Here is a 26,594-nt window from a genome sequence, read left to right as displayed (position 1 = left end):
TGCTGCTTGGCTTTTCACGAAGCATATATAAGCAGTAGCGTACGTTTTTCAGTTGTTATTCGGGATATAACTGCTTGGTAATCACATCCTGAATAACAATTTTATGATTAAAAAATCAAAAAATACGCGACACAATAAGGGAGTTTTATGGCAGATATGACTGATATAGCTAATATGCCAGAGGGCGCATTGCACGGTATAAAAGTGCTTGATTTATCGAGAGTACTGGCAGGACCTTCTTGTACGCAAGTGCTGGCTGATCTGGGCGCAGACGTTATCAAAGTTGAGCGTCCACACATTGGTGATGAGACGCGGCACTGGGCACCGCCAGTATTCAGTGACGATACCTCAGCTTATTACGCGACCATTAACCGCAATAAGAAATCACTGACGGTAGATATCACGACGCCCATAGGGCAAACCATTATTAAGCAGCTCATCGCTGAGAGTGATATTTTGGTCGAGAACTTTAAAGTTGGTGGTCTGAAAAAATACGGCTTAGACTATGACAGTCTCAAGCAAGACCATCCGCGTTTGATTTATGCCTCATTGACAGGGTTTGGTCAGACAGGACCAGATGCGGCGCGTCCGGGTTATGATTATATTATTCAAGGGTTGTCAGGGCTGATGAGTATCACGGGTCCTAGCGATGGCGAACCGCACAAAGTTGGCGTCGCAGTTGTTGATCTGTTTGCAGGGTTACAGCTGACAATTGGTATTCAAGCGGCACTATTGGCGCGTCAACATACTGGCACTGGACAACACGTAGACGTCGCGTTGCTCGACAGTGCGCTGTCTATGCTAGCCAATGTCGGTATGAATCATTTGGCATCAGGTAAGATACCGCCAAGACTGGGCAATCAACATCCCAATATCGTGCCGTATCAGGTGTTTGCCGGTCAGGGTGAGCAGCACTTTATCCTAGCTTGCGGCAATGACCGTCAGTTTGCCAAACTGTGCGATGTGCTCGCAGTTGACTGGCATACCGATGAGCGTTTTGCGACCAACCCAACACGTGTGACCAATCGAGAATTGTTGTGCGGTGAATTGACTCAGCAATTCGCCAAGCAACCGCGTACATACTGGCTAGAAGTGCTGGATCAGGCGGGTATTCCGTGCGGCGCCATCCATAATGTCGCTGAAGCACTGGCAATGCCGCAAGCACAAGCACGAGAGATGATCGTTAATTTCACCGAGCAAGGTAGCCCAGTCAGAGCACTCGGCAATCCTATCAAATTATCTGCATCGCCAGTCACGTATCGTACACCGCCACCGCAGCTCAGTGAGCATACTGACAGTACACTTACTGATTTGGGTTATGATAGTGGGATGATTGCTAAGCTAAAAGCCGACGGTATTGTTTAATAGCATTTTTTAGATTGTTTTTGAGTTTTGCACCGATACTTAACCCTAACGCTATCTTTCAGCGTTAGGATTAAAGCCCAAACACTGCTCAATCTGCTCCGCCAATTCTATCAGTACCGCACTGACCTCAGCTCGTTTGGACTCATACTCTCCTTGCAAAAAACTCACTGCCATACCGGCAACCGCTGTACCTGACGCATTGCGGATATAAGTACCCAAACAATACATCCCATCACGCAGTTGCCCATCATCGAGTGATATTCGACTCTCTCGAATTGCCTCAAGCTCAGCGGATAAGTCCGCAAAATTATTGACCCCATGCTGAGTCATAGGTACCGGAAACTTCTCTTCATACAATGATTTTATGCTGCCCATAGACAATGTAGATAGCATGGCTTTACCTGTCGCTGAAAACACCGCAGGCACGCGCACGCCGGCACGAAACGTAAAGCCAAGCGGGGCGGGTGATTCATGACAAGCCAAAAACACCACTTCTCCCAAATCCAGCTTTGACAACGTGACCGTGTGTTGCAGTAGCACTGGATACTGCACAATCAAATCTTTAAATAACTGTACAACACCCTGCTGCTGCTCATACTTACCTGCCCAATACATCAAATAAGAGCCAAGGTGAAAGCGGCTGTCAGTATCTTTATAGATGACATGCTTGGTCAGCAGACTCTGCAAAATATTGTGGGTGGAGCTGCGCGGTAGCCCAAGCTCTTTTGCGATATGAGCCGCAGTGAGTGGCTGTGAGCTATCGGTAATCAAATCCAAAATCTGAAACGTTTTATCTAGTGCAGGCACGGCAGTTGAGCTCATAAGTAACCTATAGCAGTGAAATAAAAGAAAAATACAAGGTAATTATTAAAATAATGAGATTAAAGGTTGCAAATCGCATCTTATCGTTCTTATAATGATGTCTCGTATATAGAATACCTGTTCAGTATATTGAACAATAATAAAATTATCAATAAGTATTTACGATTATACCTATTCTTACAAACATACCACCTATATGACAAGGAGCGTCAACATGTCAAATACGCTACAGTTATCAAATCCAGATTTACTCAAACAATCTTGCTTCGTTAAAGACGGCTGGCATACTGCTAGCGATAACGCCTCACTCGATGTAAACAATCCTTTCAACGACGAGCTCATCGGTACAGTACCAAGCCTCACGACCGATGATGTCAATGAAGCCGTTGCTTATGCACATGAAGCACAAGCAGAATGGGCTGCAAAAACTGCTAAAGAGCGCGCGGAATTATTGCAAAAGTGGGCAGATCTCATTGATGCCAATAAAGAAGATCTTGCAATCATTATGACTGCTGAGCAAGGCAAGCCGCTCACTGAGTCACGTGGTGAGATTGGCTATGCCAATAGCTTTATTCGCTGGTTCAGCGAGGAAGGCAAGCGTGTTTATGGTGATGTTATTCCTGCCAACAGTACCCAGCTTCGCCACGTTGTGCTCAAGCAGCCAGTCGGTGTTTGTGCTGCGATCACTCCTTGGAACTTCCCAGCAGCAATGATCACGCGCAAAGTTGCACCCGCAATGGCAGCAGGCTGTACGATTATCGTCAAACCTGCCACCGAAACACCGTTTTCAGCATTAGCGCTCGGCGCATTAGCAGAGCAAGCAGGTATTCCTGCAGGCGTACTACAGATCGTGACAGGCAAATCATCAACCATTGGCGAAATCCTAACGGGCGACGCTCGTATTTATAAATTGTCATTCACTGGTTCTACAGAAGTCGGTCGTACGCTCATGGCGCAATGCGCACCAACGATCAAAAAGCTGTCATTAGAGCTGGGTGGCAACGCGCCATTTATCGTTTTTGATGATGCCGATCTTGAGAAAGCCGCTGCAGGTCTCATAGCTTCCAAATACCGCAATGCAGGTCAGACCTGTGTGTGCGCCAACCGTGTCTACGTGCAGGACAGCATTAAAGACGAGTTCTTAGATATCTTTGTCAAAAAAGTCGCTGCGCTAAAAGTGGGCAATGGCTTGGAAGAGGGCGTCGATATTGGCCCGCTAATCAACCAAAAAGCATTGGACAAAGTACAAGCCCTGCTCAAGGATGCTCTAGACAAAGGTGCCAAACTGGTTACTGGCGGTAGTGTCAATGATGCTTCGGAACTGACGTATAACCCAACCGTGATCACTGATATCAGCAGTGATATGGACATTGCGTCTGAAGAAATCTTTGGCCCGATTGCCACAATCTTCACGTTCAAAGACGATGCAGAAGTTATCCGTGCTGCTAACGATACGATTTATGGCTTGGCCGCTTACTTTTATAGTAGTGACTATGCCCGCTCATGGCGCGTTACCGAAGGTCTGGAGTACGGCATCATCGGCCACAACACTGGTTTGATTTCTACAGAAGTTGCCCCATTTGGCGGTGTGAAGCAATCTGGCTTTGGCCGTGAAGGCTCAAAATACGGTATCGAAGACTATATCACGACCAAATACTGGTGCTCTGATATCAGCTAATAAAGTTTTGAATATCTTTGGTGCCTTAAAAAAGGTGCCATTCGATAGTCAACAAGGATGAATTAAGTCACCCCTTACTACAAACCGCCAATCCCTAGATGGCATCTATGTTACGAACACAGAAAAGGACATTCCCATGACTACCAATCAATCATTACTTGAGCGCCGCAAAGCTGTTTTACCAACAGGACTTGGGGTTGCCTTTCCTATCTTTGCAGAACGAGCAAAGAACTCAGAAATTTGGGACATCGAAGGCAAGCGTTATATCGACTTTGTCGGTGGTATCTCAGTATTGAACACCGGTCACAGCCATCCAAAAATCACCCAGCGTGTCCATGAGCAGCTCGACAAGTTTACGCACACTGCGGCACAAATGATCAACTATGAGTGCTATGTGGACTTGGCAGAAAAGCTGTGCGAAAAAGCGCCAATCAGCGGTGATACAAAGGCATTCTTTTTGACCACTGGCGCAGAAGCGGTCGAAAACTGCATCAAGATTGCGCGTGCTAAAACCCGTCGTCCAGGCGTAATTTCTTTTGTCGGTGGCTGGCATGGTCGTACGATGATGTGTATGAGCTTGACTGGTAAAGTATTGCCATACAAAAAGAACTTTGGCCCGATGCCAGGACCTGTATTCCATGCGCTATTCCCTGCAGAAGAGTTGAACGTCACAGAAGCACAAGCACTACATAGCCTTGATATGATCTTCCAAGCAGACATCGATCCTAGTGAAGTGGCCGCAATGATCGTTGAGCCAGTCCAAGGCGAGGGCGGTTTCCATCAGGTGACACCATCATTTGCCAAGGCACTACGCGAAATCTGTGATGAGCATGGCATCGTGCTTATTTTTGACGAAGTACAGTGTGGTTTTGCCCGTACAGGTACGTTGTTTGCCACTGAGCAGCTAGGTGTTGAGCCTGACTTGATGACGGCTGCGAAGAGTTTGGCAGGTGGTTATCCTATCTCTGCGGTCATCGGCCGTGCTGATATAATGGATGCGCCGCAAGTTGGCGGTTTGGGTGGTACGTACTCTGGTAACCCACTGGCTTGTGTGGCTGCGCTTGCTGTCATGGAAGTGATTGAAGAAGAAAACCTACTAGAGCGTAGTGTGGAGATTGGCGATACTATTGCTGAGTTCTTAAAAGGTTTGAACCTAAGCAGTATCGGTCATATCCGCTATAAAGGCGCTATGCTAGCGTTTGAATTGATCGATAGCGAAGGCAAGCCCGATGCTGCAGCAGCAGCCAACCTAAAAGCAAAATCATTTGAAAAAGGTCTCCTATTAGCGTCTTGTGGTATGTATGGCAATGCCATTCGCGTCATGGTGCCATTAACGGTTGAAGATGAAGTGCTACAAGAAGGTCTTGATATCATCAAAGACATCCTAACGGCTTAATAGTTACCGAGTGTCATTTACTGTAGCGATGGATCGCTTTTGACCAAACACGGATTTTGGTCAAAAAGTTATATTTAAGATAATGGCAAGGCCGCCCTCGTAGCACTCACTTATGGTGTGTTTCTGAACGGCGTCTTGCCAGTCAAGACGCCGTTTTTGTTTTTTGAATATTAGAAAATATCAAACGATAAGGTCTGGGCAAACCAGTAAATATGATGGGTTTATCCCAATAAATCGAAATAGTGTAGCTATAAAAGGCGTACACGGATGACACACAGACAAGGAGTAGGTTATGTCTGAATTAAAGAAATCGTTAGGTGTTTTTGACATCATTGCACTTGCATTCGGTGCGATGGTTGGTTGGGGCTGGGTAGTACTGGCAGGCAGTTGGATCATCTCGGCAGGCATATGGGGGGCCATCAGTGCCTTTTTAATCGGTGGTTTGGTCGTTGTGCTCATCGGTGTGACCTATGCTGAGTTGGCTGCATCCATGCCTATCACTGGGGGCGAGCATACATATACCCACCGTGCCTTAGGAGTAAACATCTCCTTTATTTGCTCATGGAGTATTTTATTCGGTTACTTCTCTGTCGTGGCTTTTGAGGCGGTCGCATTGCCTACCGTTGTTGAATATATTATTCCAAATTATAGCCAAGGCTATCTCTGGAATATCGCTGGCTGGGATGTCTATGCCACGTGGGTCGCTGTCGGTATGCTCGGCTCAGTGATTGTCACCTGGCTCAATATTCGCGGTCTAGAAGTCAGTGCTTGGTTCCAAAAGCTCGCCGTCGTAGGTATTTTTCTTGTCGGCATATTACTGTTCGTTGGGGCGTTATTGTTTAATGCTGAGACGTCTACTACCGTGCAAGCGCCTAACTTTATCGGTGGTATAGGCGGCATCATGACGGTGATGGTAATGGTACCGTTTTTGTTTGTGGGCTTCGACGTTATCCCGCAAGCTGCAGAAGAGATTAATTTATCTCGTCCAAACATCGGCAAGTTCTTGATTGTGTCTATTATCATCGCCGTGCTTTGGTACGTTGCTGTCGCATGGAGTGTGGGCAAAACCTTGCCACTACTACAAGCGCAAGATTCGACATTGGCAACCGCTGATGCGATGACCAATGCTTGGAATGGTAAATGGGCAGGTACGCTACTGGTTATTGGCGGTGTGCTTGGTATTTTGTCAAGTTGGAATGCGTTTCTTATTGGTGGTAGTCGTCTGCTATATGCAATGGGTAAAACGCACATGCTACCGCAGTTCTTATGCAAACTGCATCCTAAGTACAACACCCCAGTCAATGCCATCTTGTTGATCGGTGGCCTTGCAACACTAGCGCCACTCTTTGGTCGTAAAATGCTCGTGTGGATTGTGGATGCGGGCGGATTCGGTATCGTCATCGCCTATACTTGTGTGGCGCTTTCATTCTTAGTGCTGCGTTACCGCGAACCTAATATGGTACGTCCGTTTAAAGTACCAGCGGGTAAGCTGGTCGGCGTCATTACTATTCTGCTTAGTCTGGGTATGCTGGCACTCTATCTACCAGGTATGCCGTCAGCACTCGTCGCTATTGAGTGGTGGATCTTCCTTGGCTGGACAGTTTTAGGGGCTGCATTATATGGCTATGCTACGATGAAAAACCCTGGCAAGAGTAAAGAGATCATGGATCATGAACTACATGAACTAAAAATTGCTAACCAGCAGTGGCTAAAAGAAAACCCATATAAAAACTAGTTGTATCTGAATTCGCTATATAAAAAAGCCTAACGTCAAACGTTAGGCTTTTTATTTGTTCAATCAAATAATCATGTCTCTTAAAGTCAGGATAAATGAGTTTGTGTGTAAGGTAATTATCACGATCAGCTTATGACTTCTCACTGTCTTTAGAGGCTTCTGGGTTTATGTCTATTTTAGATGGTGCTTCTACTTTATTTGGTTCTACTGCATCTGGTTCTGCTGTATCTGATTTTTTCTTAATTAGTTTGACTTTTGGACGCTTAGGGATAGGTTCGACATGCTTGACCGCTGCACCAACAGCAGGTTTTTTAAGTACTTTTTTGATTCGCCGTACGGCGATTGCATCGGCTCTGGCTTGCTCTTCCGCTATCGCCGCCTCATGTAAGCTTTGATAGACCGCAAGCGTTTTTTCGATCATCTCACGCATTGTAAATTGGTTGGTCATTTCAGGACGAGTCACACTTTCTAACTGATTGCGTACCGCTTTGCATAGCGAGTTAGCATTGTGTTTTTTGACCAGTCCTTGCGGATAGAGCGGTTGTAGGATCTCACTAAAAGCTGCCTGATCCCAACCAATCACAGGTGTGCCCAAGTGGATCGCTTGTAGGGCGTTGATACCAATTGATTCAGGTTCATTGGCAAGCGCCATAACGATGTTGGCGGCTGAGAGCCATTCGCGCATGTCATTACGCTTGCTGCCCACATAGGTAATACGTTCAGAGAGTCCCAAGCTATTGGTACGCTGACGAAAGTCTTCATGAATGACATCACCATCTCTGTAATCATCATCCATAATAATGACATGAATATTGGGAAACTGCTCTTGCAGGTTGCCCAAAATATCAATCAGCCACTCTTGACCATACTCATTTCCGATAACTGTTGGAAAAACGAGCCACTTCTTGTGCTCAAGCTCAGGATATTCGGCAAACGTATGACGTAGCCAATAGACCGAAGGATTGTGCCGATAAGGATAACGCCGAGTATCAATGCCGCGATGAATACGTACGACTTTTTTTGGGTCTACTTCTTCTCGGCGCAGGCCTTTGTGTAGATATTGGGTGACACTATCAGAGACGGTAATAATGGTATCGACATTGAGTAGCGCTTGGGAGTACTTATTGATGGGGTAGAACCCATACATGGTGGAGACCAGCTTTGGGAAATGCTTAACTCGTGCACGTCGCAGCGCTAAATGCAGTATCCATGCAGGGGTACGCGAATGTATATGAATAACATCAGGTTCATACTTTTCGATCAGGTGCCGTAGTGCTGAGACTTGCAGCAATGACAACCAAGACTTTTTATTCATATGTAGCTGATGATAGATATTACCATCGCGCTTGAGCCGTCTGACCAGATCATTGCTCTCATCTGCACTAGAGACGATGATAGAGGTATGCTCGTTTTTGACCAATGCACGCCCAAGGTGAAAAATACCGCGCTCGGATTCATCATGCTTCAGAGACGACAGTAAGCGCATAATCTTCATAATAGCGTTGGTCACCGGTTAAGAATATTGAGCTGCTATTGTCAGTTAAAAGCGATTAAAACTCAACCATCAAGATACAAACATGACTAAGAGGTTTGGTTTCTTAAAATATATCAGTATACCTGTCTGGTCGACATGCTTAACACTCATTAACGACGCTTTTGTAGATGTTCAGCATTAGGCAGTACTTGCTTCTCGCTCAAGTACTTCCAATAGCGCTGCGGGAGATACTGTCTATGTAGCTTGGGGTTTTTGCGCTCTTTGATATTGACGTTGGTAAAATAACCCTGCCAAAATTTTTGATAGCGCTGCTCATCAGGGCTATGAATACTGGCAGGATTGCGTAGGACGGCATCATCGAGGTCGGTAATGGTTTGTAGCTCTGCAGGGCGAGTAGGCGTGCTATTACTTTTATCATAATAAATGCCATAACCACGAGTCAGATCATAGATGGCCCAGTGTTGGTCTTGATAGCGCTGGCGAAAGTGCTCACCAATCAATGGTAATACATTAAAATCAGGCTCGACCCGCGCAAAATAGATATCATCAGTCGTGTGCTCAAAGCGTACAAATGCCTCCATACGATGCTTTTCGCGCCCGACCGACTTGACCGTTTGTGCTAACTCTAGAACGTCTAAATGACCTAAATCTTGCATGATCTGACGGCTAGGGTAGTCGATGGCATACTTGACCACACGAAACAACGTCGTACCGATATCATTCTTCTCCGACAAGAACCCCCATAAAAGATTGCGCATACCAGAGCGTCCTAGCAACGTATTTAGCTTTACCAACACGCGCTCAGCGTTGTCTGCATCCATAGCAACGCTAGTCGCTTGTGCTATCAATGAAGGCACATAGCAATCTTGAGCGGTGAGCTTTAATGAAATGTCGTTTTGCAATCGGTTGGCATAGACATAAAATACCGCACTGAGCCACCCCTCAAAACTTGGTTCATATAGCACGATACTAGGCGTTAACTGACCGATAGCGTAAGCGTCGTTTTGCATAAGTGCTGACATGGTTGGTCCTAAGTTTTTATGGTAAATAGTTATCGCAAATAACCATCATAAATACCGTAGCGGAAAGGCTGTTTTTTTAGCAAACACTATCTAAAACAAAGCCAACTGTCCGCTACGTTGATCTTTAAACTTGGTCTGTGTTTGTGCCAGTACATATTGACGAAAATTATCGCGCGTCAAGTGAGCCAAATGCTCGTTTTTGCCAGTGGTGGCGATAAAGTATTTGGCACGGTTGACCGCAGCGCCCATCTTTTTTAGGTGATGTATGGTCAATTGGTTGAACCGGCGCGCCTTCACAATTTTCTTGGCAGTTTTGGTACCGATACCTGGTATACGTACAATCATCTCATAGGTCGCTGTCTGAATATTGACTGGGAAATGCTCGCGATGACGTATCGCCCAAGCCAGTTTTGGATCACAATCTAAATCCAAGAATGGTGACTCTGGCTCGACAATCTCGTGTGCGCCAAACCCATAAAAACGCATTAACCAATCTGCTTGATATAGGCGGTTCTCTCGTACCATGGGCACAGGGGTGCCAATTGCAGGCAAGCGGTTGTCAGAGAGCATCGGTACATAACCTGAATAGTAGACACGCTTTAGATCATAGGTTTTGTAAAAATGACTCGATAGCTGTATCACCTGTAAGTCAGTCTCATTACTCGCACCAACAATCATTTGACTGGTCTGACCTGCGGGCGTAAATTTAGGTGCTTTTTTGTGGGTTTTACGACTCTCACGGATAGTGATAATCTCTTCTTTAACCGTTTCCATCGGTGCTTTTAATTGCTCATGTGATTTTTCTGGCGCAAGCAAAGCCAATCCTGATTTGGTTGGAATCTCGATATTGACGCTCAGGCGGTCAGCATATAGCCCTGCCTCTAATAGCAGTTCCTTTGACGCGCCAGGGATGGTCTTTAGATGAATATAACCGTTGAAACGCTCGCGGGTACGTAGGAGTTTGGCGACTTCGACCAGTCGCTCCATCGTATAGTCACCATTTTTGAAGATACCTGAGCTCAAGAACAGGCCTTCGATATAGTTGCGACGATAAAACTGCATGGTCAAGTCCACGACCTCTTCGACACTAAACGCCGCACGCGGGGTGTCGTTGCTTTTACGTGAGGTACAGTATGCGCAGTCATAAATGCAGTGGTTGGTCAACAGAATCTTTAGCAAGCTGACGCAGCGACCGTCTTCGGTATAGCTGTGGCAAATACCAGTAGCTGAGGCATCGCCTAAGCCGCCGCCTTGATTTTTGCGCGTACCAGCCGAGGATGAGCAAGACACATCGTATTTTGCTGCATCTGCCAAAATATTGAGTTTGCCCTGTAATCTTTCATAATTGATGTTTGCCATAAGTCGGTTATTACCAATTAATTAATGAACGACTATTTTATCAAAATATGTATTAAGTCATTGTATTAATAGGAAAATTAATAAAATAACACGACAGATAGTGTCGTATACGACAATGGGATTAGGAGGGAGGTGATGGGTGTAATTATCAATACTGATTGATGTAAATTATGGAAAGAGGATTAAGAGTCAGTTATACCATGCCAATAGTAGAAGAGTCATATGTTAAAACAGGTCTTGAACATCCAAGACCTGTTTTAGAGCGATACGTATAAAAAACATACGCTATAGTCGAGGCAGACGCTTACTGAACCTTCGCACGTATGACGACGGTTTGATTGCCATTGGCATTAAGATTTGCCAAGTTCCATTTCAGACCAGAGTAATTTTCTTGTATGGTGACCGTATTGCCAACTTGCTGGATGGTTTGATAGGTGTCGCCGCCAGTGGTGGCAAATGTCGGTAGCGGGCTATTCAACGATACCAACTGCACGCCGCTAGGGAGTGAGATCATAGCATTGATATCATTAACGGGCTGCGCTGTGGTATTGGTATAGGTGGTGTGATACTCGATAACATCGCCAGGAGCAATATGATTGGCAGGCACAGCAACTTCACGTCCAGTACCATTTTTCATGATTTTCATCACTTTGGTGTTCGCGTTTACGATACCAGGGGTACTAAAGGTAGGGGTCAACTGCAGGGTATCTAAGGTAGTCGTAGTTACTTGACTCGTTGTAGGTTGATTGGTAATGACGGTGGTCGCTGGCGCGTTTATGACTGGTAGCTGAGTGGCTCTGGTTACAGGTAATACTTGTGTCACGGTATTGATAGGTGTGGCGATGACATCTACTTTAGTAACACTGTTGGTCATTCGATTGGTGACGGGTACGCTTGTCACCGTCGTGCTGCCTTGAGTGATGACTGCGCTGTTGGCACCTTGGCGAACGATATAGCGTGGCACGTTCGTGACCTGCGTCACCGCATAAGGCATGCCATCTTGCATTGTAATACCGTTCGGTGTTGCCGTGATAGTGGCTGTTTGACCATTGGAGTATTGCTCAACCACGGTAGTGCTACTGCCCACAGATGAGCTGATAGCGATTTCAGGCGCAGCATGTGCTGAAGAGGCGGCAAGTATCGTACCTGCGAATATGGCAGATACAGTGGAGGTTAGCGCTGTTGGTATATAAGTTCTCACGGTCATGATAGACTCCTTAGCAGTATCAATAAACAAAGTAGCAGTAAGTAAAGCAGTAATAAATAATGCCCAGATAAGCGAAACCCTCGCCAATTGACACCACAAAGTATGCCAAATAACGAGGGTATCAGTACTGACGATAGCCGGTGTCTATGATCAGACCATCATTATCTTGAGTAATAAGCAACGCAGTATGAACTTATTCGAAAGCTCATAGATGTGACGTATCGTCGACTGTGTTCAATATCAACGATGCCCAATATCACAATAATTGCGCACTCATAAACTCAAATAATTATGCGCCAAAACAAATCATGTATAAAAGCTGCATTGTGTAACCAAAGCGGTATAAATGCTATCAATGCGTAATGTCATTTTGCGTTATGACATGGGTTGCATTGAGGACATGCACTAGATCGAAAGTCGCATCTATGATGATGAAAAATGTCTACAATTGAATCGAGCGGCTACTTACAAAGTAAATGTTTATTGTCTGGCAATATAAAGCCTTAACTAATAATGTACTGCTTAAATTGCCTGCCATTCAGAGCGTATGATTAATCGTAGATAACTTTCATAACTTCGTATTCAACCACGCCTTTTGGTGTTTCGATGCGTACTTCGTCGCCTTCAAACTTACCAATCAGACCGCGCGCGATTGGTGAGTTGACTGAGATTTTACCTGCTTTAAAATCAGCCTCATCATCACCAACGATTTTGTACTGCTTTTCTTCTTCAGTGTCCATATTTTCGATCACGACACTGACACCAAAGACAATACGACCTTCTTTTGGTAGTGTTGAAGGATCGATGACTTGAGCGCCACCAAGTTTGGCTTCGATATCACGAATACGTGCTTCACAAAACCCTTGTTGCTCGCGGGCAGCATGGTATTCAGCGTTCTCTTTTAGATCGCCATGTTCACGCGCTTCAGCAATTGATGCTGTGATGCGTGGACGGTCGACACTTTTTAACTGTTTTAATTCGGCTTCTAAAGCCGCATGTCCTTGCGGAGTCATTGGGTAACGTTGCATGTTTTTTCCTTAAACCAATAACACCACACCACCTCATAATGAGATGGTGTTAGTGCTGTTGCAATGGATATAAAATATAAAAGAATGATAATTAAGACGTCGTAATAAGTAAGCTGACTATCATCTATGAGTGTATCTCACCTCAATTCAAGCATAGCCACACTTAAGCTTACGTAATAAAAAGCATAGTCGCAATATTGCCACTATGCTTTTGGGTCTATCATGATAAAGGTGTCGCTCTCTGGCAGCGCTCGGTTGTATTTAGCAATGCCTTTATGAGCGATTAGGCAAGCCTAATGGTTATGCTTAATCTACTGAAATTATTCTACCAAGTCAATAGAACTAGCCAATAGACTTTGCTTGCTCATGCAAATCTTGTAACTTATAGACATCAAACGGTAAGTCAATCGCGTAAGATTTACAAACAGCATCTGCCGCACCTAGTGTCGTGACATAGAATACTTTGCCCTGTAGCGCACTGCGGCGAATAGAGAACGAATCCTCTTGTGCCTGCTTGCCTTCAGTCGTATTGATGATAAGGTCAATTTTGCCGTTTTTCAAGGCGTCAACGATATGCGGGCGACCTTCAGTGACCTTGTTGATTTGCTGACATTCGATACCAGCGTCGCTCAGTACCTTTTTCGTGCCAGTCGTTGTGACGATTTTGAAGCCAAAGTCTACCAGCTGACGAGCGATTGGAGCGATTTGCGCTTTGTCACTATCACGAACTGAGATAAAGACCGTTTTTGTCTCGCCTTCAGTAGGCAGACCTGGCAGACGCTCGTTACTACCGATAATGGCCTTGTAGAATGCTTCGCCAAAGGTCTTGCCCACGCCCATGACTTCGCCCGTTGATTTCATCTCAGGACTCAAGATTGGATCAACACCAGGGAACTTAGCAAACGGGAATACTGCTTCTTTGACGGCGTAAAATGCAGGCACAATCTCAGTTGTAAAGCCTTGGTCTTTAAGCGACGTACCTGCCATACAGCGAGCCGCAACCTGCGCTAATGAGGTGCCGATGCACTTAGAGACAAACGGTACGGTACGGGCAGCGCGTGGGTTCACTTCTAGGATATATACGGTTTCACCTTTGACAGCAAACTGAACGTTCATCAGACCGACAACACCAAGCTCTTTTGCCATTGCAACTGTTTGCGCGCGCATCACGTCACATAGCTCGTCAGATAGTGAGTATGGCGGTAGTGAACATGCTGAGTCACCTGAGTGGACACCCGCCTGTTCGATATGCTGCATGATGCCGCCGATGACGACATCAGTACCGTCACATACACAGTCAACATCGACTTCGATGGCATCGTCTAAGAAACGATCGAGTAGGACAGGTGCTTCGTTTGAAGCCTGAACTGCGGTACGTAGGTAATGTCTTAGCTCGTCTTCGTTATAGACGATTTCCATCGCGCGGCCACCAAGGACATACGACGGACGTACAACCAATGGATAACCCACGTCTTTTGCTTTAACCAAGCCGTCTTCCAAGCTCGTTGCTAAGGCGTTCGAAGGTTGCACAAGATTTAGCTGTTGGATCATGTGCTGGAAGCGCTCACGGTCTTCGGCGCGGTCGATCGCATCAGGACTCGTACCGATGATTTTTACACCTGCTGATTCTAACGCGCGCGCCAGTTTCAATGGCGTTTGACCACCGAACTGGACAATCACACCGTCTGGGTTTTCGATACGGACGATTTCTAGCACGTCTTCTAACGTGATTGGCTCAAAGTATAGACGGTCAGAAGTGTCATAATCGGTTGAAACCGTTTCAGGGTTACAGTTGACCATGATGGTTTCAAAACCATCTTCACGCATGGCAAGCGCTGCATGGACACAGCAGTAATCAAACTCAATACCTTGACCGATACGGTTAGGGCCGCCACCGATAACCATGATTTTTTTCTTGTCGGTTGGGTTGGCTTCACATTCGTTATCATAGGTTGAGTACATATAAGCGGTGCTGGTAGCAAACTCTGCAGCACAAGTATCAACACGCTTATAGACGGGGTAAATGTTCAGATCCCAGCGTTTCTTACGTAGTTGCTTTTGTGAGATACCAAGCAATTTAGCCAAACGCAAATCTGATAAACCTTTACGTTTAAAGCTACGTAGGTTTTTCTCGGTTAACCCGCCAAAGCCGAGTGATTTTACGATTGCTTCAGTTTTCACGATGTCTTCAATCTGTACCAAGAACCATGGATCAATCTTGGTATAATTAAATACCTCATCGACACTCATACCAACGCGGAAGGCGTCAGCGATATAGTAGATGCGTTCAGGGGTTGGAATGGTTAAGCGATTGATAATTTCGCTACGAGCCTTCTCAGCACCTACTTTGGATAAATCCACTTGCTCATCAAAACCGTCCGCGCCTGTTTCCATACCACGTAGGGCTTTTTGCATAGACTCTTGGAAATTACGACCAATCGCCATCACTTCGCCAACTGACTTCATCTGAGTCGATAGGATATTGTCTGCTTGTGGGAATTTTTCAAAGTTAAAGCGAGGTATCTTGGTCACGACATAATCAAGCGCAGGCTCAAAGCTGGCTGGCGTTTTACCACCCGTGATATCATTTTGCAATTCATCTAGCGTATAACCAATCGCCAGTTTTGCTGCAATTTTGGCAATCGGGAAACCAGTGGCTTTTGAAGCGAGAGCAGATGAGCGCGATACGCGTGGGTTCATCTCGATGACGACCATGCGGCCCGTATCAGGGTTGATACCGAACTGTACGTTTGAGCCGCCTGTTTCTACACCGATCTCACGCAGTACCGCGAGCGATGCGTTACGCATGATTTGGTATTCTTTATCCGTCAATGTCTGTGCTGGAGCAACAGTAATTGAGTCGCCTGTATGCACACCCATTGGGTCAAAGTTTTCGATGGCACAGATGATGATACAGTTATCGTTTTTGTCACGAACGACTTCCATCTCGTACTCTTTCCAACCGATTAACGACTCATCGATAAGCAGCTGATGGTTTGGTGATAGATCAAAACCGCGCTCGCAAATCTCGATGAACTCATCGCGGTTATAGGCGATACCGCCGCCCGAGCCGCCCATAGTGAATGAAGGGCGAATGATACAGGGATAACCCATTTTTTCTTGGGTTGCGAAGGCTTCTTCCATCGTTTCAGCGGTTTCAGCGCGTGGACACTCAAGGCCGATACGCTTCATCGCTTTGTCAAATAAGTCGCGATCTTCTGCCATCTCGATTGAGTCTTTGGTCGCGCCAATTAGCTCGCAGTCATATTTGGTTAATACGCCGTGCTTGTCTAGGTCTAGTGCGCAGTTTAGGGCAGTCTGTCCGCCCATGGTTGGTAAGATCGCATCAGGGCGCTCTTTGGCAATGATTTGCTCAACCGTCTGCCACGTGATCGGCTCGATATAGGTGGCATCCGCCATGACAGGATCGGTCATGATGGTCGCAGGGTTTGAGTTGACCAAGATGACACGGTAGCCTTCTTCTTTTAGTGCTTTACACGCCTGTGCGCCTGAGTAGTCAAACTCACATGCTTGGCCGATGACGATAGGGCCTGCGCCAATGATAAGAATGCTTTTTATGTCGGTACGTTTTGGCATAATTAGAGCTACCTTCGTTTGGGTGATATTTTGAGTAATCTATATTTTCAATAACGCGTCTAGCGTTTTATGCTTGTAGTGTTTTACTTTTATTCAGTGTCGCTTGAATCGCAATGTGCGATTCAAGGTTTCATTTACTATTTATTAATAAGCAACCACTCAAGCTTTCGCAGTTTTAGCCGCTTCCATCATCTCAGCAAACTTATCAAACAATGGCGCGCAGTCATGTGGACCAGGGCTGGCTTCTGGGTGACCTTGGAAGCTAAAGACAGGCTTGTTGGTCAGCTCGATACCTTGGTTAGTACCATCGAATAGTGAGCGATGGGTAGATTTAACGTTATCAGGTAGCGTGTCTTCATCAACGGCAAAACCATGGTTCTGACTGGTGATCATGACCGTGCCAGTCGCTAGATCTTGTACGGGATGGTTGGCACCATGATGGCCCGTTTTCATCTTGATGGTATTTGCACCGCTAGCCAGACCAATCAGCTGATGACCTAAGCAGATGCCAAACGTTGGCACATCGGTCTCTTCAATGATGTGACGCACGCTATCGATCGCGTAATCACAAGCTGCAGGATCACCAGGGCCATTTGATAAGAAGATGCCATCTGGGTTCATAGCGAGCACGTCTGCAATAGGCGTCTGTGCTGGGACAACCGTTACGTGACAGCCACGGTCGACGAGCATACGTAGGATATTGGTTTTGCTACCGAAGTCATAAGCGACGACATTGTATTTGGCATCAATATGGGTGCCAAGTTGCTTAAAGAAGCCGCCCGTACCGCTGTCATGGCTACCAGGAATATCACGATTGAGTAGGGTATCTGATAGATCCCATGTGCCTGCCGTCCACTCAAAACGGTCTGTGGTGCAGCATTCTTTTGCTAGATCCATACCTTTTAGACCAGCAAAGCCTTGAGCCAACTCAATTGCTTTTTGCTCATCATCAGTGCTGATAGTCTCGCCATCTGATGCGGTCATGATACAGCCACTTTGCGCACCCTTATCACGTAACAGGCGTGTCAACTGACGCGTGTCAATCTCAGCGATAGCAACGGTCTCATTACGCTGTAGATAGTCGCTTACAGATTCTGAGTTGCGAAAATTAGAGGTGACCATCGTTGCATCACGAATGATTAGACCTTCAGCCCACACCTTGTGACCATTACCAGACTCAGTATCCTCAGCGTTGGTACCTGTGTTACCGATATGCGGATACGTTAGGGTCACCAGCTGGCGTGCATAACTTGGGTCAGTTAGGATTTCTTGGTATCCTGTCATGGCGGTATTAAATACGACCTCACCAACACGATGACCTAGGCTGCCTATACTGACACCGCGAAAAATTGTACCGTCTGCTAGTGCCAAAATTGCTTGTGTTTCTGCTGATGAATTCAAGGATTGCCTCCGCTATTATTGGTGAGTGCCATCATGTTTCGCTAGTCAATATATTGCTCCGTATCCTTTTATTTACGGCATCTGACGACTGTCACATAAAGCTTGTAAAAGGGCGATACACAAAAATTTTCCACAAAAAAGCGAGAAGACATTATTGATGAAAACTACAAAACCCACTAGATAGTGAATAGGTAACTTGCATCATGTCCGCTCGCTTAGGCACAGATTTTGCGTATTATATATAAAATAGACGAGTATGGCTAGCCGATTCTTTGGATTAATAGTCATTACATAAAGGAAAATTGAGCTTTTATGAGAAATACAGACTGAGTAAAATAGCCTAAGCACTAAAAAAACAAATTTGCACCATCTTCAATAACATTGATATTCATCAGCCATTAATAGCGCTGGATTTTAGCAGTTGGCTTTGCCACAATGAACAGCGCAGCGATATACTCAATTTTTATGATCGTTTGTTATAACAATAATGAAGATAACAATTAAGATAACAAGGAGTCGTTATGATTTATCAGTATTTGGACAAAACCCCTGAGTTTGCCGCACCATTCAATGGTTGGGTAGCAGATTCAGCGCAAGTGATGGGTGATGTGTATCTGGGTCATCAAGCCAATGTTTGGTTTGGTGCCGTGATACGCGGTGACAATGATCGCATTCATATCGGTGATTATAGTAATGTTCAAGAGAACAGTGTGATTCATACTGATGCAGGCATAAAGGTCACAGTTGGCAATTATGTTACCATCGGCCATCTGGCGATGCTACACGGCTGTGAGATTGGTGATAACAGTCTTATTGGTATTGGTGCCGTGGTGCTCAATAATGTCAAGATTGGTAAAAACTGCCTCATAGGGGCAAAGGCCTTGGTTACTGAAGGGCAGGTCATTCCAGATAACTCTCTGGTGATGGGCGCGCCTGCAAAAGTTGTCAAAACACTAACCGATGAGCAAGCTGCTATGCTAAAAATGTCAGCGCTACATTATGCTGAGCGTTGCCAGAAGTTCAAAACAGGACTGACAGAAGTGGCGATGCCTGATTAAAGACAGACAAAACCAGTCTATATAGACGAAGCAGACTCTAAAAAAATATTATAAGGTGGCAGCTGGGCTTGCTTGATGCTGTCATTCTTAATTAGTGACCACCCTCATTTCTTGTACTTTTTTATTAGATCACTTTTATCAAATCACTCATATTTTTTCGCAATTAACGATAAGGTCTCACTATGCAGGCAGATCCAGCACAAAAACAACAAAAGCAACTGGCGTTATTTGATTTAGATCATACGTTACTCGATGTCGATAGCGATTATCTCTGGGGCGAATATATCGTCAAGCATGACCTTGTCGATGAGGCTCAGTACCGAACTGCCAATCAGAAATTTTATAATGATTATATAGAGGGCACGCTAGACGCAACAGAATACAATGAGTTTGTCGCGCAATTTTTGAGCAGTTTGCCACTTGATCGACTTGATGAGTTAAGAGAAGATTATATCAAGAGCGAAATCGAGCCACATATTCGTCCAAAAGCGATGGAAGTATTGTGTCAGCATATCGAGCAAGGGCACCATGTGGTGATTATTTCTGCGACCAATGACTTTGTGGTATCCGCCATTGCCAAGCGTTTTGGTATTGAAGCCGCCAATGTATTGGCAACGCCGCTTGAGATTAAAGATGATCGCTATACAGGTAAGCTCACTGACAAACCAAACTTTCAAGCAGGCAAAATCTACCATTTAGACAAGTGGCTGAATAATAAACAAGCTGCTGGCATCACCTTTGAAAAAACATACGCCTATTCAGATTCCAAAAATGATATCCCATTGCTCGAATGGGCTGATGTGGCCGTTTGTGTGTCGCCTGATGATGCGTTACATGCGCATGCCTTGGCACATCGCTGGGCAGTAGAAGATTGGTCAATCTAGATTATTTAAGCTAGCCATATTAGCAATAGCGATAATTAGCGAACCATTTAGTCTCAATCTCATTTAAAATAGCGCCGTATTCGTTATTTATTTTTTAGAAAAAACAGGAACATTTATGGAAATTAATCCGTATCAAGAACAGATCAAAGACTTATCTGAGCGTGGACAGGACTTACGGAGGTATCTTTGACTTCGATGGTAAGCAAGAACGCTTAGAAGAAGTTAATTTGGAATTAGAAAACCCTGAGCTATGGAATGATCCAGAGCGCGCGACCAAAATTAATAAAGAAAAGAGTCACCTTGATGGTGTCATCGATGTGGTAGTCTCTCTTGAAACCACACTAGAAGACGCGTCTGCCATGCTAGAGCTGGCTGTCGAAGCAGAAGATGAGTCACTGCTAGCTGACGTGCAGAGCGAGCTAGATAGCGCTGAGAAACGCGTGGCTGATCTAGAGTTCCGCCGAATGTTCAGCGGTGAGATGGATCCAAACAACTGCTACTTGGATATCCAATCGGGCAGTGGCGGCACTGAAGCACAAGATTGGGCAGAAATGCTACTGCGTATGTATACACGCTGGGCGGAAGCGCATGGCTTTAAGGTCGACGTGATTGAAGTGTCATCAGGTAGTGTGGCTGGTATTAAGTCGGCGACGATTGAGATCAAAGGCGATTATGCCTTTGGTTGGTTGCGCACCGAAATTGGTGTCCATCGTTTGGTACGTAAGTCACCATTTGATAGTAATAATGGTCGTCATACCTCGTTTGCTGCGGTGTTCGTGTCGCCTGAGATTGACGATAATGTCGAAATTGATATCAATCCAGCTGATTTGCGTATCGATACCTATCGTTCATCTGGCGCGGGTGGTCAGCACGTAAACACCACAGATTCTGCGGTACGTATTACCCATGAGCCGTCGGGCGTGGTAGTAACCTGTCAGAATGAGCGTAGTCAGCATGGCAACAAAGCAACCGCAATGAAGATGCTACGGGCTAAGCTCTATGAGCTTGAGATGCAAAAACGTATGGAGTCACAGCAAGCGGTCGAAGATGGTAAGTCTGACGTCGGCTGGGGCAGTCAAATTCGCTCATACGTGCTCGATGACTCTCGTATCAAAGACTTGCGCACTGGTGTTGAAACCTTCAATACTGGTGCTGTGCTAGATGGCGACCTCGATCAATTTATCGAAGCCAGTCTAAAAGCAGGACTATAAAACAGAATCGAGATATTCATAACTGTTTAATATATCTACCCACATTTAATTAAGGAAAATTATGCCAAGCGTTAATAACTATTTTGATGATAAAGTGACTTCTATCGCCTTTCAAACAGCGACCAAACCTGCGACAGTCGGTGTTATGGAAAGTGGTGAGTATGAGTTTGGCACCAGCGAATTTGAAACCATGAGTGTGGTAAGCGGTGCATTAACCGTCAAGTTACCAGAGAGTGATGAGTGGCAAACGTTTAATGCTGGTGAGCAATTCACGGTTGAAGCCAATCAAAAGTTCCAAGTAAAAGTAGAGGTCGAAACCGCTTACTTATGCGTGTATGGTAAATAGTAAGCTCTAAGTTATAGCAGTATCAAAACGAAAAACGCCAAGTATTTTATGCTTGGCGTTTTTTTATGTGTCGTATTTTAAATGAGGTTCAAGCTACCATTTTAAAAACCCTATTTTACACAGCATTACACTTTGTCTGTGCCAAACAAACAGCAAAAAAAGCGGTCATTAATTATGCTAAAACCATGAATTCTCGAAGGTATATAGTGTTATGACAAAGGAAACAGAAAAGGCAGGTCAGCAGACGATTACAAAAGATGCGCGCCACGATTACGAGCATCTGGCACGCCGTGCTAATTTGCGCTATGTGAGTGACGATGAACCAGGCTACGAGCGTAGACGCTGGGGTCGCGGTTTTACTTATCGTGATGCCACAGGCAAGACCGTCAAAGACAAAGCGCTGCGTCAACGTTTTGATGCGTTAGTGATACCGCCCATGTGGTCGGAGGTGTGGATCTGCCAAGACGAAAAAGGACATCTGCAATCAACAGGACGAGACGAAAAGTCACGTAAGCAATACTTATATCATCCCTCATGGAATAATATTCGTGACCAAGCCAAATTTGACGCGATGATAGGATTTGCAGAAGTGCTACCTAACCTACGCGCACAAGTTGAGATAGATCTAGAGGCCGAGTCGCTGTCACGCACCAATGTACTGGCAGCCATCGTCAAACTACTTGAGACGACACTGATTCGTATCGGTAATAGCCGCTATGCCAAGCAAAATAAAAGCTATGGTCTGAGTACGCTACGTAGCAAGCATGTGAGCGAAACGGATACTGGACTCGCGTTTGATTTTGTAGGAAAGAGCGCAAAAGAGCATCACATTGAGCTACAAGATGAGCGATTGATTGATATCGTACAAGCCTGCTCAGAGTTGCCGGGTTATCAGATATTCAAATACTTAGATGATGACGGACATAAACAAGTCGTTGATAGTAGCGACATCAACGAATATCTGCGCATGCATACATGCGGTACAGATTGTGAGAGTAAGCTATACAGTGCAAAGGATTTTCGCACGTGGATGGCAAGTGTGCTTGCAGCAAGCTACCTATATGACGAGCTGCAAACGTCCACAGGCGCGCGCATATTGGCAAGTGCTCCAGAAAGTACTGAGCGTCAGCAGTTGGTTGTTGATATGGTAAAAAGTGTGGCAGCAGAGCTGGGCAACACGCCAACCGTTTGCCGCGCGTCTTATATTCATCCTATTGTCATTCAGCGTTTTTTAGCAGGGCAGTTCTTTGAGTGCTATAAGCAAGCGCGTCGCGGCCGAACGAAAAAGTACCAAAGCTGCGAAGAAAAAGCATTGTTAGGTTTTCTGAGTGCTGCCGTTTAAGTATTGCCATTTATAGATAAGTATTTGGATACGGGTGCTCAAGCCTTAATATTGCAGTATCAATGTCTTTCTGAAGGCTTCGAGCTAAAGGGTTCAAAAACAGCTATAACCTATAACTATTGAGGTATTTAGCACTAGACCATAACTCATTAATAATAATGAGCTATGGTTAAATTTTATCTATATAAAATAAAAATGATACGTTATGTATTGAAATAAGCGTAAAAATGCGTTACTAATAGAGCATGATAAATACGAACGTATAAAACGGTCTATAGGATGTGACCATTTTGCAATCATACATACCATTTTAACAGTTACCTGCTATTGCTAAAGGATTAGCTTATGAATACCGCCACTCAAACTCCTACGAATGTTGATACAGACACTACCAGCACACCAAAGAGTTATACCGATTACTATAATAATTTTGATATGAATGCGCTGCTGTCAGAAATCTTTAGCGAGCATGTAGACGATCGACTAAATGCTTATATGGCGTGCTGTGGTCGTCATGTACGCGATGGCCGCGCTGACCATGCTGCGCTAGTACACGAAGATACGGCAGGCAATATCACGCGCATGAGCTTTGGTGAGCTTGACAAAGCAAGCGCTCAAATCGCTAACTTGCTACAGTCGTACGGCGTAAAAGCGGGAGACAAGGTGGCGACAATGCTACCGCGTACACCCGAGCTACTAACCGTTGTATTGGCAACATGGCGCATCGGCGCGGTATATCAGCCATTATTCACCGCTTTTGGTTATGACTCAATCAAATACCGCATGGATAAGGCTGACACCAAAGTTGTTTTTACCAATCTAGAGAACCGCAGCAAGTTTGAAGACTTAGCCGCGCAAACCAAAATGGTATTGGTTGGTGGTACTGAGGACGCTCAGACATGGGGTGATGATCACTATAGCCAGTCTATGGCAGCACAACCGCAAATGATAGAGGCAGTCACGCTCGATACGGATGCGCCATTTTTGCAGATGTTTACCTCAGGTACAGTCGGTAAATCAAAAGGCGTTAGTGTTCCGTTAGCGGCACTGCCTGCTTTTTATCTATATATGCGTTACGCCATCGATCTGCGCGAAGATGATCAGTACTGGAACATGGCAGATCCCGGCTGGGCATATGGTTTGTACTATGCCATCACGGGACCTATGTTACTGGGCATCACCACTTATTTTAATGAAGCAGGATTCGATGCGACCAATACTCGTGACTTTATGGTGCGTCATAAAATTACCAACTTAGCGTCTTCACCCACCGCATTTCGTATGATGAAATCCAGCGGCGTTTTCGATAATGTTGATGAAGGTGCTTATAGAGATGATAATGCCAAGCTGTCTTTGCGCTGTGCCAACTCAGCAGGGGAGACACTGAATACCGAAGTTGTCAACTGGGTCGAGACCTATTTGAGCTGTCAGGTAAAAGATCAATATGGGCAAACAGAAACAGGCATGACTTGCTGTGCGCATCATGCGTTAACGCACGAGTCTCCAGTGGGATCAATGGGAATGGCACTACCAGGTCATACGTTAGTGGTATTAGGTGATGATATGACTGTACTGCCAGATGGTGAGCAAGGACAGTTAGCAGTCGTGGTCAGTCAGTCGCCTGCGTTCTATTTCCGTGGTTATAGCTGGAATGAAAAACAAGCCTTTGTAGAGGATTACTATCTAACAGGCGATGTGGTCGAGCGTCATAGTGACGGTAGTTACTGGTTCTCAGGCCGTGATGATGACATTATTATTACCGCAGGTTACCGCGTCGGACCTACGGATGTCGAAAACACCGTCTTAGAGCATGACGCCGTTGCAGAGTCTGCGGCCGTGGGCGTGCCGGATGAAGTGCGTGGTCATACCATCAAGTCTTATGTGGTGCTAAAAGACGGTGTCGAAGGTAGCGATGAGATTGCCAAAGAAATCCAAGAGTTAGTACGCAAACGCTTATCTACTCATGCGTATCCGCGTGAGGTCGAGTTTGTGACAGAACTGCCCAAAACGCCAAGCGGTAAGATTCAACGCTTTTTGCTACGTAGTCTGTCTGCTGCATAAATAAGTTGATAAAGCATCCATAAATTTAATAGAAAAATATCTAATAAGAAGCAAAATCTAAAGGAATAATCATGCAAGTTAAACAAAACAGCTTTTTGGTCACAGGCGGTGCATCAGGTTTGGGCGAGTCAGTGGCTCGAGCGATTGTAGATCAAGGTGGTAACGTCGTCATCGCTGACCTGAATGAGTCAGCAGGGCAAGCATTGGTCACTGAGCTAGGTGATAGTGCACGTTTTGTGCGTTGTGATATCACCAACGGTGATGAAGTGCAATTAGCGGTTGAGATGGCAGAGTCAGCTTTTGGCGGCTTACAAGGCTCAATCAACTGTGCTGGTATCGTAGTCGTACAAAAGCTGCTAGATCGTGATAACAATCCGGCAGACCTTGAAGCATTTAGCCGCGGGGTCAATATTAATTTGGTCGGTTCATTCAATGTTGCCCGTTTGGTCGCAGCAAGTATTGCTAAGCGTTTGGCTAGTGACAGCACTACAGATGCCAATGCAGAAAAGAACCATGTAGGAAAAAATGCGGATCAAGGTATTATTATCAACACAGCCTCTATCGCCGCCTTTGATGGTCAAGTGGGCCAAGCCAGTTACTCATCGTCCAAGGCAGGCGTGGTTGGATTAACTTTACCACTTGCTCGCGAGCTGGCTCGTCACGGTATACGCGTGATGACTATCGCACCGGGTGTCTTCGCTACGCCGATGATGGAATCTATTCCAGAAAAAGCCCGTGAACAGTTGGAGGCGGGCGTGCCTTATCCTAAACGTTTGGGCGCTCCCAATGAGTTTGCCAAATTGGTGACCCATATTATTGATAATGCCTATCTAAATGGTGAAGTCATTCGCTTAGATGGTGCCATTCGTATGGTCTAGCTCTCGTTGCTTTCATTATTTTCACACAAAATTGATCTACATAATATGGCATGATTCTTTGATACAGTATTATTAATTACTCTTGAGAGTTGATGATAAGGATCAAGTTTCATGTCATTTTTTTGCAAAAAATCTTACCAATTAAGTGAATCATATCCGCGCTCGTTGCTAATACTTATCAGTATTAGCCTCATTTTCTTTTCGAGCACTAGCGCTATTGCCTATAGTGAAAGCACCTCAACACCCAATGAGCCTATGCCATCCTCGACAGTTATTGATAAAGTTTTTGTGGATAAATCAGATCGAGTCTTACAGCTCATGGCACGGGGCAATGTCATACGGTCATATCGTATCGCGCTTGGCGACAGCCCAGTTGGTCATAAACAGCAAGAAGGTGATCAGCGTACGCCGATAGGTATTTATACCTTAGATTACAAAAACGAGAACTCTATTGCGTATCGTTCCATTCATATTAGCTATCCAAATGCGGCGGACAAAGCACACGCAAAGTCGCTAGGCGTTAGCCCAGGCGGCGATATCATGATTCATGGACAAATGAATGGCTTTGGGCATTTGGGCTGGTTGAACCAAAGCCGAGATTGGACCGATGGCTGTATCGCGGTTACCAATGACGAGATGGACACCATTATGGCAGCCGTTAAGGTTGGCACCTTAATTGAAATCGTTGAGTAAACGGTTTAAGTTTATG

20 protein-coding genes are annotated in these 26,594 nt (G+C 45.3%); 12 read left to right on the top strand and 8 right to left on the bottom strand.

The window, feature by feature from the left end; translation table 11 throughout:
* The first annotated feature begins 156 nt into the window (after positions 1–156).
* Positions 157–1,365 carry a CaiB/BaiF CoA transferase family protein gene (locus AC5JPT_RS04655; protein WP_493858429.1) on the top strand — a complete coding sequence of 403 codons (1,209 nt, stop codon included), beginning with the start codon at positions 157–159 and terminating at the stop codon, positions 1,363–1,365.
* Between the two features lie 51 nt (positions 1,366–1,416).
* On the opposite strand, the gene AC5JPT_RS04650 is transcribed toward AC5JPT_RS04655, so the two are convergent.
* Positions 1,417–2,187, bottom strand: a complete 771-nt coding sequence (locus AC5JPT_RS04650) for an IclR family transcriptional regulator (protein ID WP_493857287.1) — start codon at positions 2,185–2,187, stop codon at positions 1,417–1,419.
* Between the two features lie 214 nt (positions 2,188–2,401).
* Here AC5JPT_RS04650 and AC5JPT_RS04645 point away from each other — a divergent pair, with 214 nt between their 5' ends.
* From AC5JPT_RS04645 to AC5JPT_RS04635, 3 genes are all read left to right on the top strand, one after another.
* Entirely contained in the window at positions 2,402–3,865 is a 1,464-nt protein-coding gene (locus AC5JPT_RS04645) for an NAD-dependent succinate-semialdehyde dehydrogenase (protein ID WP_493857286.1), read from the top strand.
* Positions 3,866–4,001: 136 nt separating this feature from the next.
* Complete coding sequence (gabT, locus tag AC5JPT_RS04640) at positions 4,002–5,261, top strand: 4-aminobutyrate--2-oxoglutarate transaminase (protein ID WP_493842914.1); 1,260 nt, start codon at positions 4,002–4,004, stop codon at positions 5,259–5,261.
* A gap of 292 nt (positions 5,262–5,553) precedes the next feature.
* Entirely contained in the window at positions 5,554–6,996 is a 1,443-nt protein-coding gene (locus AC5JPT_RS04635) for an APC family permease (RefSeq protein WP_319050507.1), read from the top strand.
* A gap of 130 nt (positions 6,997–7,126) precedes the next feature.
* On the opposite strand, the gene AC5JPT_RS04630 is transcribed toward AC5JPT_RS04635, so the two are convergent.
* The 7 genes from AC5JPT_RS04630 to carA all read right to left on the bottom strand — a co-directional run bounded on the left by AC5JPT_RS04630 (position 7,127) and on the right by carA (position 18,105).
* Complete coding sequence (locus tag AC5JPT_RS04630; protein WP_493842915.1) at positions 7,127–8,491, bottom strand: glycosyltransferase; 1,365 nt, start codon at positions 8,489–8,491, stop codon at positions 7,127–7,129.
* A gap of 149 nt (positions 8,492–8,640) precedes the next feature.
* Positions 8,641–9,513 (bottom strand): TIGR03915 family putative DNA repair protein, encoded by an 873-nt coding sequence (locus AC5JPT_RS04625; protein WP_493857285.1) that lies wholly within the window; start codon positions 9,511–9,513, stop codon positions 8,641–8,643.
* A 90-nt stretch (positions 9,514–9,603) separates the two neighbouring features.
* The gene (locus AC5JPT_RS04620) at positions 9,604–10,872 is read right to left on the bottom strand and encodes a putative DNA modification/repair radical SAM protein (protein WP_493857284.1); all 1,269 of its coding nucleotides are present in this window, start codon (positions 10,870–10,872) and stop codon (positions 9,604–9,606) included.
* A gap of 304 nt (positions 10,873–11,176) precedes the next feature.
* The gene (locus AC5JPT_RS04615; protein WP_493857283.1) at positions 11,177–12,079 is read right to left on the bottom strand and encodes a hypothetical protein; all 903 of its coding nucleotides are present in this window, start codon (positions 12,077–12,079) and stop codon (positions 11,177–11,179) included.
* A 551-nt stretch (positions 12,080–12,630) separates the two neighbouring features.
* Positions 12,631–13,107 carry a transcription elongation factor GreA gene (gene greA / locus AC5JPT_RS04610; protein ID WP_057760725.1) on the bottom strand — a complete coding sequence of 159 codons (477 nt, stop codon included), beginning with the start codon at positions 13,105–13,107 and terminating at the stop codon, positions 12,631–12,633.
* Positions 13,108–13,449: 342 nt separating this feature from the next.
* Positions 13,450–16,704, bottom strand: a complete 3,255-nt coding sequence (gene carB, locus AC5JPT_RS04605) for a carbamoyl-phosphate synthase large subunit (RefSeq protein WP_493857282.1) — start codon at positions 16,702–16,704, stop codon at positions 13,450–13,452.
* Positions 16,705–16,863: 159 nt separating this feature from the next.
* On the bottom strand, positions 16,864–18,105 hold the full coding sequence (carA, locus tag AC5JPT_RS04600) for a glutamine-hydrolyzing carbamoyl-phosphate synthase small subunit (RefSeq protein ID WP_493857281.1): 1,242 nt from the start codon (positions 18,103–18,105) through the stop codon (positions 16,864–16,866).
* A 521-nt stretch (positions 18,106–18,626) separates the two neighbouring features.
* On the opposite strand from carA, the gene AC5JPT_RS04595 reads away from it, so the two are divergent.
* From AC5JPT_RS04595 to AC5JPT_RS04560, 8 genes are all read left to right on the top strand, one after another.
* Positions 18,627–19,163: a gamma carbonic anhydrase family protein gene (locus AC5JPT_RS04595; RefSeq protein ID WP_319050497.1), complete on the top strand. Its 537-nt coding sequence runs from the start codon at positions 18,627–18,629 to the stop codon at positions 19,161–19,163.
* Between the two features lie 182 nt (positions 19,164–19,345).
* Entirely contained in the window at positions 19,346–20,047 is a 702-nt protein-coding gene (locus AC5JPT_RS04590; protein ID WP_493857280.1) for an HAD family hydrolase, read from the top strand.
* A 115-nt stretch (positions 20,048–20,162) separates the two neighbouring features.
* Positions 20,163–21,258, top strand: a protein-coding gene (prfB, locus tag AC5JPT_RS04585) for a peptide chain release factor 2 (RefSeq protein WP_102078362.1) whose coding sequence is annotated in 2 segments (ribosomal slippage) — positions 20,163–20,234 and positions 20,236–21,258 — 1,095 coding nt in all. Because the reading frame shifts where the segments join, the coding sequence is not laid out codon by codon here.
* Between the two features lie 61 nt (positions 21,259–21,319).
* Positions 21,320–21,604 (top strand): pyrimidine/purine nucleoside phosphorylase, encoded by a 285-nt coding sequence (gene ppnP, locus AC5JPT_RS04580; RefSeq protein ID WP_493857279.1) that lies wholly within the window; start codon positions 21,320–21,322, stop codon positions 21,602–21,604.
* 211 nt (positions 21,605–21,815) lie between these two features.
* Positions 21,816–22,946 (top strand): DNA topoisomerase IB, encoded by a 1,131-nt coding sequence (locus AC5JPT_RS04575; RefSeq protein WP_493857278.1) that lies wholly within the window; start codon positions 21,816–21,818, stop codon positions 22,944–22,946.
* A 345-nt stretch (positions 22,947–23,291) separates the two neighbouring features.
* Positions 23,292–25,007: an AMP-binding protein gene (locus AC5JPT_RS04570; protein ID WP_493857277.1), complete on the top strand. Its 1,716-nt coding sequence runs from the start codon at positions 23,292–23,294 to the stop codon at positions 25,005–25,007.
* A gap of 71 nt (positions 25,008–25,078) precedes the next feature.
* Positions 25,079–25,885: an SDR family NAD(P)-dependent oxidoreductase gene (locus tag AC5JPT_RS04565; protein ID WP_493857276.1), complete on the top strand. Its 807-nt coding sequence runs from the start codon at positions 25,079–25,081 to the stop codon at positions 25,883–25,885.
* 111 nt (positions 25,886–25,996) lie between these two features.
* Positions 25,997–26,578 (top strand): L,D-transpeptidase family protein, encoded by a 582-nt coding sequence (locus tag AC5JPT_RS04560; RefSeq protein WP_493857275.1) that lies wholly within the window; start codon positions 25,997–25,999, stop codon positions 26,576–26,578.
* Positions 26,579–26,594 lie beyond the last annotated feature (16 nt).

It is taken from the genome of Psychrobacter sp. H26, assembly GCF_059073035.1.
The sequence above is the reverse complement of the archived record's forward strand: the minus strand, read 5'-3'. Positions and strand labels throughout refer to the sequence as shown.

Excerpts from the sequence above, each read along its gene's own strand:
- AC5JPT_RS04575 (WP_493857278.1), top strand. The coding sequence starts at position 21,816 with ATGACAAAGGAAACAGAAAAGGCAGGTCAGCAGACGATTACAAAAGAT.
- AC5JPT_RS04645 (WP_493857286.1), top strand. The coding sequence starts at position 2,402 with ATGTCAAATACGCTACAGTTATCAAATCCAGATTTACTCAAACAATCT.
- AC5JPT_RS04560 (WP_493857275.1), top strand. The coding sequence starts at position 25,997 with ATGTCATTTTTTTGCAAAAAATCTTACCAATTAAGTGAATCATATCCG.
- ppnP (WP_493857279.1), top strand. The coding sequence starts at position 21,320 with ATGCCAAGCGTTAATAACTATTTTGATGATAAAGTGACTTCTATCGCC.
- AC5JPT_RS04595 (WP_319050497.1), top strand. The coding sequence starts at position 18,627 with ATGATTTATCAGTATTTGGACAAAACCCCTGAGTTTGCCGCACCATTC.
- AC5JPT_RS04620 (WP_493857284.1), bottom strand. The coding sequence starts at position 10,872 with ATGGCAAACATCAATTATGAAAGATTACAGGGCAAACTCAATATTTTG.
- gabT (WP_493842914.1), top strand. The coding sequence starts at position 4,002 with ATGACTACCAATCAATCATTACTTGAGCGCCGCAAAGCTGTTTTACCA.
- AC5JPT_RS04650 (WP_493857287.1), bottom strand. The coding sequence starts at position 2,187 with ATGAGCTCAACTGCCGTGCCTGCACTAGATAAAACGTTTCAGATTTTG.
- carB (WP_493857282.1), bottom strand. The coding sequence starts at position 16,704 with ATGCCAAAACGTACCGACATAAAAAGCATTCTTATCATTGGCGCAGGC.
- greA (WP_057760725.1), bottom strand. The coding sequence starts at position 13,107 with ATGCAACGTTACCCAATGACTCCGCAAGGACATGCGGCTTTAGAAGCC.
- AC5JPT_RS04635 (WP_319050507.1), top strand. The coding sequence starts at position 5,554 with ATGTCTGAATTAAAGAAATCGTTAGGTGTTTTTGACATCATTGCACTT.
- AC5JPT_RS04615 (WP_493857283.1), bottom strand. The coding sequence starts at position 12,079 with ATGACCGTGAGAACTTATATACCAACAGCGCTAACCTCCACTGTATCT.
- AC5JPT_RS04565 (WP_493857276.1), top strand. The coding sequence starts at position 25,079 with ATGCAAGTTAAACAAAACAGCTTTTTGGTCACAGGCGGTGCATCAGGT.
- AC5JPT_RS04625 (WP_493857285.1), bottom strand. The coding sequence starts at position 9,513 with ATGTCAGCACTTATGCAAAACGACGCTTACGCTATCGGTCAGTTAACG.
- AC5JPT_RS04590 (WP_493857280.1), top strand. The coding sequence starts at position 19,346 with ATGCAGGCAGATCCAGCACAAAAACAACAAAAGCAACTGGCGTTATTT.
- AC5JPT_RS04630 (WP_493842915.1), bottom strand. The coding sequence starts at position 8,491 with ATGAAGATTATGCGCTTACTGTCGTCTCTGAAGCATGATGAATCCGAG.
- AC5JPT_RS04570 (WP_493857277.1), top strand. The coding sequence starts at position 23,292 with ATGAATACCGCCACTCAAACTCCTACGAATGTTGATACAGACACTACC.
- AC5JPT_RS04655 (WP_493858429.1), top strand. The coding sequence starts at position 157 with ATGACTGATATAGCTAATATGCCAGAGGGCGCATTGCACGGTATAAAA.